The organism is Lentzea kentuckyensis (assembly GCF_002150765.1).
Taxonomy (GTDB): domain Bacteria; phylum Actinomycetota; class Actinomycetes; order Mycobacteriales; family Pseudonocardiaceae; genus Lentzea; species Lentzea kentuckyensis.
In genome coordinates this window covers 58452-72680 of the sequence record NZ_MUYM01000002.1, presented here as the reverse complement: position 1 = coordinate 72680, position 14229 = coordinate 58452, and the positions used below count along the sequence as shown (strand labels likewise).

Sequence of the window (14229 nt, the reverse complement as noted above, 5' to 3'; positions counted from 1 at the left end):
TCGCCGTGGGACTGCGTGAGCGCAAGAAGACAGAGACCCGAGCGGCCCTCTCGACCGCCGCACTGCGCCTCGCCCTGGCAAAGGGCGTCGACAACGTGCGGGTGGACGAGATCGCCGAGGCGGCGAACGTCTCGCCGCGCACCTACAACAACTACTTCCCCAGCCGCGAGCACGCGATCGTCGCGGGCATCACGGCGACCAGGGCTTTGCAGGTGGTGGAGGAACTCCGCGCGCGCCCGTCGGACGAGCCGCTGATCGACTCGATCGTCGCCGCGTTCACCGAGCAGTACCGCGAACCGCCGTCGGAGGCGTTGGCGCTGATCAACTCCACCCCGTCGTTGCGCGAGGCCTACCTGGACTCGGTGTCGTCGATGGAACCACCGATCGCCGAGGTGATCGCCGAGCGCCTGGGCAAGGACCAGGCCGGTGCCGAGGTGCTGGCGGCGGCCGTGTCCGCCGCCGCGCGGATCGCCGTGCAGCGCTGGGTGAACGTGCGCCCGTCAGGCCTCATCGTCATGCCGGCCACCTCCGTGGAGGACCAGCTGCGCGAGGCGATCGGCCACCTGGAGCCGGCGCTCAGGTGAGCTCGTCGGCCAGCACGCACATCAACAGCGAGTCGTGCCACTCGCCGTCGCGGAAGAACGACTGCCGATACCGCCCGTCGACCTGGAACCCGATCTTCTCGTAGGACCGGATGGCGCGGGTGTTCGCCTCCACGACGCCGAGCTCGATCGAGTGCAGTCGCAGGGTGTCGAACCCGTACCGGCACGCCGTGCGGAGCGCGTCCGTGCCGTACCCGCCGCCCCAGTACTCCTTCTCGCCGATGTAGATGTCGGCCTCGGCCCGCGCGTTGACCGGATCCGCGTCCCGCAGCCTGACGAGGCCGATGTGCTTGCCTTCCGTCAACGTCTCGATGGAGAACGTGACTCGCTCGTACGAGTTGTCCGGGCGGTCAGCGAACATCTTGCGCACGGACGCCAACGAAAAGTGGTAGTAGGCGTACAGCCACCGCATGACGTCCTCGTCGTCGAACCAGCGGTAGTACGTGTCGGCGTCCTCCGGTTCGACGGGCCGCAGGCGAACAAGATCTCCGGTCAGCACAGCTCGTCCGCCAGCACGCACATCAGCAGCTCGTCGTACCACTGGCCGTCGCGGAAGAACGACTGGCGCAGCCGCCCGTCGACCTGGAACCCGATCTTCTTGTACGACTTGACCGCCCGTTCGTTCACCTCGACGACGGTGAGCTCGATCGAGTGCAGCCGCAGCGTGTCGAACCCGTACCGGCACACCCTGCGCAGCGCGTCGGTGCCGTACCCGCCGCCCCAGTACTCCTGCTCGCCGATGTAGATGTCCACCTTGGCGCGCGCGTTGATCGGGTCCGCTTCCCGCAGCGCCACGATGCCGATGGGCTTGCGCTCCTCCAGCGTCTCGATGCAGAGGGTGACCTTGTCGTGCGTGTTGTCCTGGCGGTCGGCAAGGCGCTTGCGCAGGCCCGCCAACGACTCGTGGAAGTAGCTCTGCAACCAGCGCATGACCTCGTCGTCGTTGTGCCAGCGGTACAACGCGTCGGCGTCCTCCGGTTCGAGGGGCCGCAGTCGGACGAGATCACCGGTCAGCATGATCCGGAGCTTAGGAGCCGTCCGAAGCGTCGCGCGACCGCGTTTCCAGGAAGTCGGCGACCGCCCCGCCGTGGTCCCTCGCCCAGTCGGTCAGGACCTCGATGGGCTCGACGAGCGTCAGACCGAGGTCGGTGAGGCTGTACTCGACGTGCCTGGGCGCTGAGGCATGGCGTTCGACCAGTCCGTACCGCTGGAGCCGGCGCAGCGTCTGGGTGAGGACCTTGCGCGAGATGCCGCCGATGAGGTCGACGAGCTCACCGTGCCTGCGCGGCTGCCGGCTGAGGCCGAAGAGCACGAGCACGGCCCACTTGTCGGAGATGATCTCGACCGCCAGACGGGTGGGGCAGTCGGCGAGGAAGGCCGGTCCGGCCGCGTGCTGCATGTGAATCGAAGGTACCAGGAGGTACCTCAGGGCTTCGTAACGTCTTCCGCAGCAACGAAATCAGCAGCTGAAGCGGAGGATTCACCATGCCAAGAGTCGTCGTGTTCGACGAGTTCGGCGGGCCCGAGGTCATGCACGTCGTCGACGAGCCGGTCGGCGAACCGGCGGCGGGCGAGGTGCGGGTCAGGATCGAGGCGTTCGCCGTCAACCCGCTCGACGGGATGATGCGTTCCGGCACCTCGCCCGCCGTCGTCCCGCTGCCGAACGCCCGCCTCGGCGTCGAGGGAACCGGTGTCGTCGACGCGCTGGGCGACGGGGTCACCGGCCTGGAGATCGGCGACCCGGTCATCATCACGGCCATCCCGGACGCGAGCGTCAGGGGTAGCTACGCCGACTTCACCACGGTCCCCGCCGGCCGGGTCATCGCCAGGCCGGCCGGGCTCGGGGTCGAGGAGGCGGCGGCGATCTGGGTCGCGTACTCCACCGCGTACGGCGCGCTCGTCGAGAAGGCGGGGATGCGGCCGGGCGACCAGGTAATCGTCACCGCGGCGTCCGGAGGAGTGGGCAGGGCGGCGATGCAGATCGCCAACCAGATCGGCGCTGTGCCCATCGCCCTCACGCGGCACCCGGCGAAGAAGGACGACCTGCTCGCCGCCGGTGCCGCCGCGGTGATCGCCACCGACCACGAGGACGTCGTCGAAGCCGTCCGCCACCACACCGGCGGGACCGGCGCCGACGTCGTGCTCGACGTCGTCATGGGCCCCGGCCAGCAGGATCTGGTGAAGGCGACCCGGCCTGGCGGAGCACTGGTCGTCGCCGGCTTCCTGGACCCGCGGCCCACGCCGTTCCCGGCGAGCACGCCGCTCACGATCTTCAGCTACCGGAGCTTCGAGCACACCCTCGACGCCGTGGTGGTCAAGCGGATGGCCGCGTTCCTTAACGCCGGTGTGCGCCTCGGCGCACTGCGGCCCGCCATCGACAGGGTGTTCGCCCTCGACGACGTCGTCGAGGCACACCGTCATCTGGAGAAGGGCCTCCACCAGGGCAAGAAGATCGTCGTCAGGGTCTAGTGCACTAGGGGCGCGCGTCACGTGATCGCGTTTCGGGCTTGCGGGCGAACGGCAGCGAAGGCGACTCCGGTGCGTCCACGTCCAACAGCCCGGCCGCGATCGCGACCGCCCGGTCCCACTCCGGATCCGACGTGTAGTCCGAGTGCGCCGACACCCCGGACCGCCACCGCCGTCCGGGGAACGGCCCCCGCTGCGGATCCGGCAACCAGTGGTCACCACCCAGCACCAGCGCGCCGGTCGGTCCGCGCAACGCCGGTGCCAGCGCACCCTCCGACCCGTCCGGCCGGTATCCGACCCCGAGCAACATCCCGTCGAACACCTGCCGCCGCCACGTCATCACCGCGCCGCCCAACGGATCCGTGCCCCGGCACAACGAGCGCCACCGGCCGTCCAGCCCGCTGGCCAGCCGTGCCAGCGACGCGTGCGGCACCACGGCCGGAAAGGCCCGCGGATAAGCCCACTGCAGCTGTGAACCGGCGGTCAGCAGCCCGATCCGTTCGCGGTCGTGCGCGGGCAGTTCCTCCAGCAACCGGGCGGCCGCGACGGCGACCAGCAAGGATCCCTGGGAGTGTCCACAGAGGACCACCCGCGTGCCGGGGTCGCGCAGGTGGTCCTGCACGCGGGAAACCAGTTCCGGCACGACCTTCAACGCATAACAGGGCGGCACGATCGGGTGCGCCTCGCGCGGCCAGAACTGCGCGATGTCCGCGATGATGCCCAGCCGCCGCCCGGACTCCGGCTGCCGCGCCGCCAGGTAGACGGCCCGCAACAACGACACCGCCAGCAGACCGAGCACACCCACGCCGAAGGCCGAGAACGGCACGGTCCACGACGCGTGCGGAACGTTCCGCACCCGCAGAATCGTCGCCAGCACAGCGCCGACGACCAGCACGGAAGCGATGATCAGGATCATGTGATGGCCGTGGTTGCGTTCCCAACGCGCCCACCACCACGCACGCGTCGCCGTGCGGAGGTCCCGCATCCGGCCGGAGTGCAGCAGCGAAGCCTCACGCGCCCAGACCTTGCCCTTGCGGAACGCCCGCCACCGCACCGCGCCGGTGAACGACACCACCGCGAACGTGCTCAACAGCGCCAAAGCACCCGCGACACCCCACAAAAGGGTGATGTAGGTGTACCCCTCCGGCAGTGCCAGCTCTTCACCCAGCGCTTTGCGGACCGGCAGCGCGACCCCGGCACCGAACCCGCCGCCCAGCAGACCCGCGATCGCCAGCACCGGCGCGGAGAACCAGCCACCCGCCCACGGCCGCAGCTCGCGCGGCAGCGATGTCCACGTTTTGCGCGCGAGCAACGCCGCCGGCACCAGCAAGATCCCGAACAGCGCCAGCACGAACGCCATCAGCAACGCCACGACCTGCACGGTCGCGTCCGCGCCGGGCACCCGCACCGGCAGCTGCTCCTGCAGCCCCAGCGTCGTGAGCACCAGCAGGACCGACAACCCCATCAGCACCCGCCGCGGCCGGCGACCCAGCGCCGCCCGCAACCACCGCCCGCCGCGATGGGGCGCACCGCCGGTCGGGTCGTCGAGCAGCAACACGCCGAGCACGGACAGGCCGATGAAGACCAGGGAGACGATCCACGCCGCCGTGATCGCCACGCCCATCCCGCCGGTGGCCGTGAGCTGCTGCAACGGCCCGCCCAGCGCGATCAGGGCGGCCACCGACAGCGCCGCCACGACGTGCAGTGTCCGCAACGCCGGGGTGTCCGGATCGGTCGCGACGTGCGCGCCGGGCAGACCGGACGAGGGCTGCGCGCCCTTGTCTTCCGCGTCGGCGATCTCCTTGCGCTCGATCCGCCATTCCACGTGCGAGATGCGCCGCATCACCGAGATCAGCGCGATGATCGGCAGAAGTCCCAGAAAGGTGCGGAACCAGGGGAGCAGTCGCACGTCGGTCGGAATGCTGGTCAGACACGCGGCGCCCGGCCGCAGACACTGGGCGGCGAGCAGGTCGAGGCTGACCACGGAGACCTGCGCGACCAGCAACGCCGTGAGCAGCAGGGCGAACACCCGCAGCAACGACCGCAGACCGATGCCGAGCAGGTGGGCCGGCAGGTTCCCCTCCGGAACGGGAGGCAGCATCCAGTGCGCGACGTTCGCGATGCTGAACGGGAAGAGCAGCGCCCAGGTGGCCTTGGCCACACCCCCGGACGTCATGCCGCCCCACAGGTACCCCTCGACGACGCGGGGGATCGGCCGTCCCTCGGTCTGCAGCACAGGACCGGGTGCCGGCCTGCGGAGTCTGTCCGCGGGCCGCACGATGCGCCCGAGTCCGTCGCCCGCGACGTCCACGGCCGCAACGGCGTCTACCAGCGTCTGCGGCGTCGTCCCCTGCACGCCGTGAACACGCAGTTCGACGACACGTGTGTCCGGGCCGGCAATCAACACCCGAGACCTCCCTCACCCAACGTGGGGGTCATAGTGGTGCATCAACGGGCGGTATGGTCGGAAGACACCCCTTCTGAAGTGCCCTGGAGGACTTCGCAATGACCGCGGACCGGTTGCAGACCCGCAACGGCATCGACTTCGCAGTGGCCGACCTGTCGCTCCACGAGTTCGGTCGCAAGGAGATCCGTCTGGCCGAGCACGAGATGCCCGGCCTGATGGCGTTCCGTCGCGAGTACTCCGGGGTGTTCCCGCTCAAGGGCGCCCGAGTTTCTGGCTCGCTGCACATGACCATCCAGACGGCCGTCCTCATCGAGACCCTGGTCGACCTGGGCGCCGAGGTGCGCTGGGCCTCCTGCAACATCTTCTCGACGCAGGACCACGCGGCCGCCGCCGTCGTCGTCGGCCCGTACGGCACGGAGGAGGAGCCCAAGGGCATCCCCTGCTTCGCCTGGAAGGGCGAGACGCTGCCGGAGTACTGGTGGACCGCCGAGCAGATGCTCACCTGGCCCGACGGCAAGGGCCCGAACATGATCCTGGACGACGGCGGCGACGCCACCCTGCTCGTCCACAAGGGCGTCCAGTACGAGGCGGCCGGCGTCGTCCCGGAGGCCGACGAGAACGACCCGGAAGAGTGGAAGATCGTCCTCGACACGCTCCGCGCGTCGCTGGCCGCCGATGGCAAGAAGTGGACGAACATCGCGTCCGGCATCCACGGCGTCACCGAGGAGACCACCACCGGCGTCATGCGCCTGTACCAGCTCGCCGCCGCCGGTGAGCTGCTCTTCCCGGCCATCAACGTCAACGACGCCGTCACCAAGTCGAAGTTCGACAACCGCTACGGCATCCGCCACTCGCTGATCGACGGCATCAACCGCGGCACCGACGTCCTGATCGGCGGCAAGGTCTGCGTCGTCGCGGGCTACGGCGACGTCGGCAAGGGCGCCGCCGAGTCCCTGCGCGGCCAGGGCGGCCGGGTCATCGTCACCGAGATCGACCCGATCTGCGCCCTGCAGGCAGCCATGGACGGCTACGAGGTCCAGCGCCTCGAGGACGTCCTCGACAAGGCCGACATCATCATCACCACGACGGGCAACAAGGACGTCGTGATGGTCGAGCACATGGCGCAGATGAAGCACCAGGCGATCGTCGGCAACATCGGCCACTTCGACAACGAGATCGACATGGCCGGCCTGCAGCGCTACCCCGGCATCCGCCGCAACAACATCAAGCCGCAGGTCGACGAGTGGGTGTTCCCCAACGGCCGCTCGATCATCGTGCTGTCCGAGGGCCGCCTGCTCAACCTCGGCAACGCGACCGGCCACCCGTCGTTCGTCATGTCGAACTCCTTCTCCAACCAGGTGATCGCGCAGATCGAGCTGTTCACCAAGCACGAGGAGTACGACAACGAGGTCTACCGCCTGCCCAAGGTGCTGGACGAGAAGGTCGCCCGCATCCACCTGGAGGCGCTCGGCGGCAAGCTCACCAAGCTCACCAAGGACCAGGCCGAGTACATCGACGTGGACGTCGAGGGCCCGTTCAAGGCGGACCACTACCGCTACTGATCGCGGTTTCATCAGAACTGAGCACAGCGGGTCTCCCGGAAGCCGGGAGGCCCGCTGCTGGTTTGCCACGCTCTCTTCCTGCTCACTATCCTGCTCACAACTGCTAACGTGCAGGATAGTGAGCAGGAAGAGGGCACATGCTGGACAACGAACTCGCCGAGATCGTGGACAACCTTCGAGCTCTCGGCAGCGATGTCGCCGATGTCGAGGTGAAACGAGCTGCTGAGGCGTTGCCTCGAACGGTGCGCGAGACGTTGTCGGCATTCGCCAACACAGGCGGAGGAACCCTCATCCTCGGGCTGGAGGAAGCCACCGGGTTCAGTGCGACCGGCGTCAGCAACCCCGCGAAAATGGCCGCTGATCTCGCGTCGCTGTGTTCGACCGACCTACAGCCCGAACTCCGCCCACTGATCAAGATCCACGAGTTCGAGGGCGCGAAACTCGTTGTGGCAGAGGTGCCTGCGGTAGATCCGGCGCTGCGACCCTGCTTCTACCGCGGTGCCGGCATCACGCAGGGCAGCTTCGTGCGCGTCGGCGACGGCGATCGCAGGCTGAGCAGCTACGAGGTCCAGCTCATGCTCGCGTCACGCGGTCAACCGAAAGACGACGAGCAGCCAGTTCCCGGTGTCGGGGTTGATGCGCTGGATCAAGCGTTGACCGACATCTTCGTCGCACGATTGAGGACCAACCGGCCCCACGCGTTCAAGAATCTCGACCGAGAAGATGTGCTGCGGCGGGCGAAGGTGGTGGCGCCCGGAGCCGACGAGGTATCGCTGGCGGGCCTACTGGCGTTGGGTGAGTACCCGCAAGAGCACTTCCCGCAGTTGATGCTCACGTTCGTGCATTACCCGACTGTCGCAGGTGCGGATCTCGACACAGGTGAGCGCTTCCTCGACAACGTCCTGGTCGAAGGTCCGATCCCGATCATGGTTCGTGATGCGCTGAACGCGATCCGGCGAAACATGCGCCGACGTTCTGTGGTGGTCGGCGTTGGTCGCACCGACATGTGGGAGTATCCGGAGCCCGCGCTGCGGGAGGCGGTGGTGAACGCGTTGGTGCACCGCGATCTGTCCAGCGCGGCAAGGGGTACGCAGGTTCAGGTCGAGATGTACCCAGACCGCTTGGTCGTGCGCAACCCAGGTGGCCTTCACGGCCCGGTCACGGTCGACAGCCTTGCGAACGAGGGCATCTCCTCGGCGCGGAACGCGACCTTGATGAAGATCCTCGACGAGGTGCCGATCGCGGACAGCACGCGAACAGTGTGCGAGAACCGAGGATCCGGGATCCGCACGATGCTCGATTCCCTGCGTGCGGCTCGGATGAGTCCGCCGCAGTTCGATGATCGAGTAGCGAGCTTCACCGTCATGTTCCCGAATCACACTCTCCTCAGCGACAGCATGGTCAGTTGGATCGCCAGTCTCGGACAACGCGGCTTGTCCGACAGTCAGTGTTTCGCACTCGCTTCGCTCAAGAACGGCGAAGTGTTGGACAACCGAACCTATCGAGCCGCGACGGGCGTGGATTCCCGTGTGGCCACCGCGGAACTTCAGGACCTGGTTGCGCGTGAGTTGGTGGTGCAGACAGGTAGCCGACGATGGGCGCGCTACCAGTTGAGCGATGCGCCGAAATCCGAGATGGTCAAGCACCGCGCGCTGCGCGCTGATCGACGTGACGAGATCCTGGCGGCCCTGGGCGACGAGTTGCTGTCACGAGCCGAGATCGCCGCGCGTCTTGAGTTGCCGGATGGCACTGTTCGCCGTTGGCTCACCGTGCTGAAGAAGGAAGGCTCGGTCGCGACGACCGGCGGATCCGAAGTCAGCAGGAACGTGAAATACCGCCGCACCGAGAAGAGCTACCTGACGGACGACGAGCCTCAGGAACTCCGCTGATGCGCCGACATCATCATCACGACCGAGTTCGGCGTTGACAGGGGCCTCCCGCGCGTTGTGCGGGAGGCCCCTGTTTTCATGTTCGTCGTGGGATTCTTCGGCACCTATGCCTATGAGCACGGCGAGTGGAAGACGTTGTCCGAGGGCGAGCTGCCGCCGCTGGACGAGCCGTCGCTGTGGATCGACATCCACGACAGCGACATCACCTCTGTCGTCTACGCGCCGGTCGGGCCCGGCAGCGGCGTCGCGTACCTCGGCCTGACGCCGCGCACGTATTTCGAGAACCCCAACGCCTCCGACCCCACCGACGTCCTGCGCGAGGCCGCGGGGCTGGCCGCGTGGTGGGCGCTGCACAACTCGGGTGACGTCGCCGCCAAGCAGGCGGAGCTCCTCGCGTACCTGGCCCAGGACGAGGACCCGGAGGGCTTCGAGTGGAACGAGGACGAGGACGTCGACGCGATCGACGACGGCGAGGTGTTCGTCGAGGTCAAGACCCAGCGGTTCCTGGCCGCGCTCGGTCTGCCGGTGCCCTACGACCTCAGCTGACCAGCCTCGGTGCCGTGCATCGCAGCCGACTGTTCGGAATCTTCATCGACACGCCCGCCACCGAGGCCGGTGCGGCCGCGGACTTCTGGTCCGCCGCGTTGGGCGTTCCGGCGCGGCCCGTGGCGGGCGAGGAACAGTTCACCGCCCTGGACGGCGCCGTCCCCGACCTGACCGTCGACGTCCAGGCGATCGACGACGCACCGCGCTACCACGTCGACATCGAAACCGACGACGTGGCGGCAGAGGTCGCCCGTCTGACGGCCCTGGGCGCGAAGCCGGTCTCCCGCTGGCTGGAGTGCCACACGCTGCGCGCGCCCGGCGGTCACCTGCTGTGCGTGGTGCCGGTGCACAGCGACCCCGCGACGTTTCAGAGGCTGGCCCGGACGTGGCCCTGAACGAACACCTGCCACGCCCCAGCACTGAACCCCAACTCGGGGCCGGCGGTGTTCTTGGAGTCACGGACGCGCACGATCTGGGCGAACGCAACCTCGACGCACTCGTTGCCCGCGTCGGCGTTGCCGCTGTAGCTGCTCTTACGCCAGGTGCAGTCTCCGGCCACTGAGGTCCTCCCGCGATCGGCTGGCGAGATCCGCCACCATCGATCGCGATTGTTCCTCACTGAGGGCCAGCGCATCCAGTTGCGCGAAGATCGACTTACACGTCTTGACCCCGGCCAGGTCCTGAACGAACACCATCGCGAGGTCGGACTCCGTGTAGGCGACGCTACTGCGTTTCTCGTACTCCCACAGCACATAAGGAGCCGCGAAGACGCCTGCTGCACCGCTTGAAGCAGGCACGATCCGGATGATGTGGGTGTGGAAGAGCAGCCTCATGAGCTGGTCCTCCATGACCGCATCGCTGCCGATTTCGAGCTGTAGGGCGTTCTCGTGGATGTAGAAGGTGCACAGCGGGCGATTCGGCCGCCTGAGGATCGCTTGCCGTTCCATCCGGAAACGAACAGCCGCCTCGATCTCGTCCGGAGCGATCGTTCCGGTCTGGAAGTGCGCTGTTGCGTAGTCCTCGGTCTGCACCAAGCCAGGAATGGTCGTCAGGCTGTAGCTGGTGATCTTGTCGGCGCTCGACTCGGCCATCGTGACCGTGCGCAGGTTTGTGGGTACCTGCACGAAGTAGTGGTCAAACGCCGAGCGATACCTGTTCAGGAAGTCCTCGATGAAGACCTGGCTGCGCCCGCATCGGCCCAGGTACTGGATGAGGTCGATCTCGGTGGCGCGGACCTTGCCGTGCTCGATGTTGGAGACCTTCCCCGGATCCCACCCGAGCATCCGGGCGATCTTCCGAGCCCGGAAGGTCGTGAAGCGCTCCCGCACCTGTCGCAACTCATCGCCCAGGTCACGGCTGTACGGAGTGGACGGATCACCGTTCATGGAACTCGACGTTAGGTGATGGAGGAAAAACAACAGCGTGCCCAAACGGGTGGAATCCCGCGATGTGATCATGAGTTGGCGGTAGCTGAGGTGATCAGCAAGCGTTTGCGTCGGCAGTTTTCTACTACCAACTCGGCATCAGGTTTGCGTGGGAGCGCAGTCATGACGGTGCGAAACGGCGTTGGAGAAGCTCGCGGAACTCGGTTGACGTGCGGGTTTTACTGACCTGGTGCGGACGACCATCATCAAGAAGACCTTGCGCGTACCCCTGTCGGACGGTGCCGCGGGCGATGGCGGCACGACCGCCAGACAGCTCGACGCCGCGCTGATCAAGGCCGGCTTCAAGGCTTCCCAAGCGCTGCTCGAACACGTTTCCGGCATCGGCAACGCCGAGGAGTACGCGGTCACGGTCGTCCTTGCGGCCAAGGAACTGATCGGCGCGGATGCCGAGCACAACCCGTACTTCAAGGACTTCCCGCACAACGTGCCGGACACCGTCGAATTCTGGCTGGAGTGCATCGGGGACGTCGCCGAGTTCACCGGCAACCTGCTCGACCTGCCCAGGTACGGCCGCGTCCAGCACACCTACGAGGAGATGCTCGCCCGGCACGGCGAGCTGATCCCGTCGCTCAAGGACCGCGTCACGGTCCTGCACCTCGGTGGCACTCTCCAGGAGGAAACCCACCGGCTCTACCTGGAGCTCGCCGCCAGCGCGATCCCGCTCGGCGAGGACGACCGGGCGTTGCTCGGCGAGCTGGCGACCCAGTGCCTCGACGTCGAGCCGCCGGAAACCGTTCCGACCAGGGAGAACCGCGCGATCCTCAACGCTGCCAGGCTCGTCGCGCAGCGGCCGTTGCTCGGCATCGACACCGTCACCGACGTCCTGCGGCTCGCCGCGGAGGCCTCGGGTGGCGATGTCACGCTCAACCGGCCCACTCGCTTCCGGTCGTTCCGCAGGCCTGAGCGCAGGGCGCTGCTGGCCGCGCTCGACCAGGTGGCGGCGAGCAAACTCGGTGACGTCAACAAGAACCGGGAAGCGTGGAAACGGCTCGGAGAGCGGCTGCACCCGCACGAGCACGATCAGTGGCCGCACGCGCAGGACGTCTTCGCGGTGGCGCGCGAGGACAAGGTCGTCCGATCGTTCGCCGGCCGGGTCGAGATGGCGTTCCAGGGCAACGACATCCGCACGGCCGTGAGCATCCTGAGCGCGGCACCGGGCATGCTCCTGCGGCAGGTCGACCGGCTGCTGCGCCACGGCGCAAAAGACGACGTTCCGTTCATCGTCGACGCCGTCGCCGCTGTGGTTCCGAGCGTGTCCGGGCGCGTGTTGTGTTCACTCCTGGAACACCTGGAGAACCGCGAAAGCCCTGATGCCGCAAGGGTCTTCGCGAACCAGTCGGGACGTGCGTGGATCGCGCGGGACTCGCGGCCTCCGCTCGACCGCGAAGCCGTCGCGAGCATCACCGCGGTCATCGAGGACGAGATCGTCCGCAGGCTGCCAGAGGTCTCGGATCTGACGGTCGAACCTGACCTGCTCGACGTCGTGGTCCCGTTGTCCGGCAAGGCTTCCGAAGAAGGTTTCGGAGTGCTGCCGCGCGGGTCGAAGGCGCGGGTGGAAGGCGAGCTGCTGCGGTTCTTCATGCACTGGCGCCAGAAGACGAAGACCACGGACTACGACCTGTCGGCCACGCTGCTCGGCCCGGACTTCGACTACCAGGGTCATGTGTCGTGGACGAACTACCACGAGGACGGCACCTACTACTCCGGTGACCTCACCGAGGCCCCGGACGGGGCCACCGAGTTCATCGACATTCCGCGTGAGGCCTCCACGTCGAGCTACGTCGTGCCGGAGGTGGACGTCTACGACGGCGAGGGGTTCAACGAGGTCGCGCTGTCGATGTTCGGGTTCATGACCCGCGATCTGGACCAGCGAGGAAAACCGTTCGAGCCGAGCACGGTGCGGGCGCGCGCTTCTCTGCGGGGCAACGGTCGGGTCGCGCTGCCCGTCGTCTTCGCTCGCGCCGGAGACGGCTGGGAGGCGACGTGGCTGCACCTGTACCTGCGTGGCGACGAGTGGGGCAACCGCGTCGAGAACACTCGCGGCGTCCTCGAGGAGACCATCGCGGGTGTGTTGAGCCGCAAGTACTTCACCGTCGGGCGGCTCGCCGGGCTGATCCGGCGGAAGTCCACTCCGGACGGTCGGCCTCTGCACATCACGATGGACAACTTGCTGGACATCGCTGCTAGCGTAATCAACGCGAGGCCATGAGAGAGCTTCCTTCTAACACACTCATAGTGCTAGCCCTCTCGCTTCCCTCGCCCAAGCTCTAACTCCATTCGACGGCGATGCCCGCGATACCGGGCCCCACGTCGCCGAAGTACGCGCTGACGACGCCGCCCAGCCCGCACACCAGCTCGTCGACGTCGACCGGCGTGGCGTCGGCCGAGGCCCGGAACTGCTTGATGCAGCGCGCGGGCATCGCGCGCCGGTGGAACGAGAGCTGCACGAGGTAGGAGCCGCACGCGTCGCGGAACGTCCGGTGGTGGCCGGGCGCGGCGCTGCCGGTGTCGTCGACGATCGTGAAGCTGAAGACGTGTTCCTCGCCGGCGGAGAGCCGCCGGTCGAACAGCATCTCCACGGCCAGGTTGCGGGAAGCGCTTTCCCGGCGCAGACGCCCCTGCCGGCAGCCTTCGCCGGCTCTCACCATCGCGTTCTCGATCAGCGAACCCTCGTCGCCGTGGTGCACCGCCAGGTACCGGTCGGGGCCCTGCCGGACGGCCCGCACGACCAGCCGGGTGGTGATGGAGCGCTGTTCGCGGTGCATTCCGAGTTGGACGGTGTCGTGCACGGACAGCACCTCGAGATCGGCGTTGCCGCGCGCCGCTTCAGGTACGGAGTCGAACGACGCGAGCAGTGGCGCGGGTTCCGGCCAGGTGGCCACCGGGCGTGGCGCGTAGGAGTTGGCGTGGCGCGGGCCGATGAGGTCCAACAAGGACGATGGCGGCAGCCGGAGCACGGTCTCCAGCGCGCGCACCGTGCCGATGGCTCGCGGAACCTCGGGGTGGCGCAGGCCGCGTTGCCAGTACGAGAGCGTGGACTGGCCGACCTGGACGCCCAGTTGTTCGAGGTGGGCGCGCAGCCTGGCGAGCGAGAGGCCCCTGTGGGCGATCGCCTCGCGCAGTGCGCGGTGGAACGGCCCGTAGCGCAGCGTCTCGGCGAGCGGGGTCGGTAGACCCCCGGTCGGGTGACCGATCGGTTCGTTGACCGACTCGGCGTGCCCGGATTCCGCGGCCACCGCGGCACCTACCCTTCACACACGCGCCGTGTGACTGTTCACCGTAGTCACTCGTTCTGGTGATCGAAAGATCGGA

General features: G+C 67.7%; 14 protein-coding genes. 7 read left to right on the top strand and 7 right to left on the bottom strand.

Annotation, left to right across the window (positions count from 1 at the left end):
* Window positions 1–5: 5 nt before the first annotated feature.
* The gene (locus tag B0F77_RS01150) at window positions 6–584 is read left to right on the top strand and encodes a TetR/AcrR family transcriptional regulator (RefSeq protein WP_245847755.1); all 579 of its coding nucleotides are present in this window, start codon (window positions 6–8) and stop codon (window positions 582–584) included.
* Here the strand turns inward: B0F77_RS01150 and B0F77_RS01145 are convergent.
* Genes B0F77_RS01145 through B0F77_RS01135 form a run of 3 tightly spaced genes read right to left on the bottom strand, consistent with a single transcriptional unit; the run spans window position 577 to window position 2001 of the window.
* Window positions 577–1101, bottom strand: coding sequence for a GNAT family N-acetyltransferase (locus tag B0F77_RS01145; RefSeq protein ID WP_086660842.1), 525 nt, complete (start codon window positions 1099–1101; stop codon window positions 577–579). The two genes, B0F77_RS01150 and B0F77_RS01145, sit on opposite strands and share 8 nt — an antisense overlap.
* Complete coding sequence (locus tag B0F77_RS01140) at window positions 1095–1619, bottom strand: GNAT family N-acetyltransferase (protein ID WP_086660841.1); 525 nt, start codon at window positions 1617–1619, stop codon at window positions 1095–1097. Before B0F77_RS01140 ends, B0F77_RS01145 begins: the two co-directional genes overlap by 7 nt.
* Before the next feature lie 10 nt (window positions 1620–1629).
* Entirely contained in the window at window positions 1630–2001 is a 372-nt protein-coding gene (locus B0F77_RS01135; protein ID WP_086660840.1) for a winged helix-turn-helix transcriptional regulator, read from the bottom strand.
* A gap of 86 nt (window positions 2002–2087) precedes the next feature.
* On the opposite strand from B0F77_RS01135, the gene B0F77_RS01130 reads away from it, so the two are divergent.
* Window positions 2088–3071, top strand: a complete 984-nt coding sequence (locus B0F77_RS01130; protein ID WP_086660839.1) for a zinc-dependent alcohol dehydrogenase family protein — start codon at window positions 2088–2090, stop codon at window positions 3069–3071.
* A gap of 4 nt (window positions 3072–3075) precedes the next feature.
* Here B0F77_RS01130 and B0F77_RS01125 read toward each other — a convergent pair whose 3' ends face one another.
* Window positions 3076–5475 carry a hypothetical protein gene (locus tag B0F77_RS01125; RefSeq protein ID WP_086660838.1) on the bottom strand — a complete coding sequence of 800 codons (2400 nt, stop codon included), beginning with the start codon at window positions 5473–5475 and terminating at the stop codon, window positions 3076–3078.
* A gap of 98 nt (window positions 5476–5573) precedes the next feature.
* Here B0F77_RS01125 and ahcY point away from each other — a divergent pair, with 98 nt between their 5' ends.
* The 4 genes from ahcY to B0F77_RS01105 all read left to right on the top strand — a co-directional run bounded on the left by ahcY (window position 5574) and on the right by B0F77_RS01105 (window position 9867).
* Window positions 5574–7037, top strand: coding sequence for an adenosylhomocysteinase (gene ahcY, locus B0F77_RS01120; RefSeq protein WP_086660837.1), 1464 nt, complete (start codon window positions 5574–5576; stop codon window positions 7035–7037).
* 137 nt (window positions 7038–7174) lie between these two features.
* Window positions 7175–8926, top strand: a complete 1752-nt coding sequence (locus B0F77_RS01115; protein ID WP_086660836.1) for an ATP-binding protein — start codon at window positions 7175–7177, stop codon at window positions 8924–8926.
* 78 nt (window positions 8927–9004) lie between these two features.
* Window positions 9005–9472, top strand: a complete 468-nt coding sequence (locus B0F77_RS01110) for a hypothetical protein (protein WP_086660835.1) — start codon at window positions 9005–9007, stop codon at window positions 9470–9472.
* A gap of 14 nt (window positions 9473–9486) precedes the next feature.
* Entirely contained in the window at window positions 9487–9867 is a 381-nt protein-coding gene (locus B0F77_RS01105) for a VOC family protein (RefSeq protein WP_158102555.1), read from the top strand.
* On the opposite strand, the gene B0F77_RS01100 is transcribed toward B0F77_RS01105, so the two are convergent.
* Together B0F77_RS01100 and B0F77_RS01095 are read right to left on the bottom strand one after the other, a co-directional pair.
* Entirely contained in the window at window positions 9840–10031 is a 192-nt protein-coding gene (locus B0F77_RS01100) for a DUF397 domain-containing protein (protein ID WP_245847754.1), read from the bottom strand. The genes B0F77_RS01105 and B0F77_RS01100 overlap by 28 nt on opposite strands.
* Window positions 10006–10857 (bottom strand): helix-turn-helix domain-containing protein, encoded by an 852-nt coding sequence (locus tag B0F77_RS01095; RefSeq protein WP_143466515.1) that lies wholly within the window; start codon window positions 10855–10857, stop codon window positions 10006–10008. The genes B0F77_RS01100 and B0F77_RS01095 overlap by 26 nt, the downstream gene beginning before the upstream one ends.
* A 229-nt stretch (window positions 10858–11086) precedes the next feature.
* Between B0F77_RS01095 and B0F77_RS01090 the strand changes: the two genes are divergently transcribed.
* A complete protein-coding gene (locus tag B0F77_RS01090) occupies window positions 11087–13126 on the top strand; it encodes a TerD family protein (RefSeq protein ID WP_245847753.1) in 2040 nt (679 codons plus the stop codon).
* Between the two features lie 58 nt (window positions 13127–13184).
* On the opposite strand, the gene B0F77_RS01085 is transcribed toward B0F77_RS01090, so the two are convergent.
* The gene (locus B0F77_RS01085) at window positions 13185–14153 is read right to left on the bottom strand and encodes a hypothetical protein (RefSeq protein ID WP_086660831.1); all 969 of its coding nucleotides are present in this window, start codon (window positions 14151–14153) and stop codon (window positions 13185–13187) included.
* Between the last annotated feature and the right edge of the window lie 76 nt (window positions 14154–14229).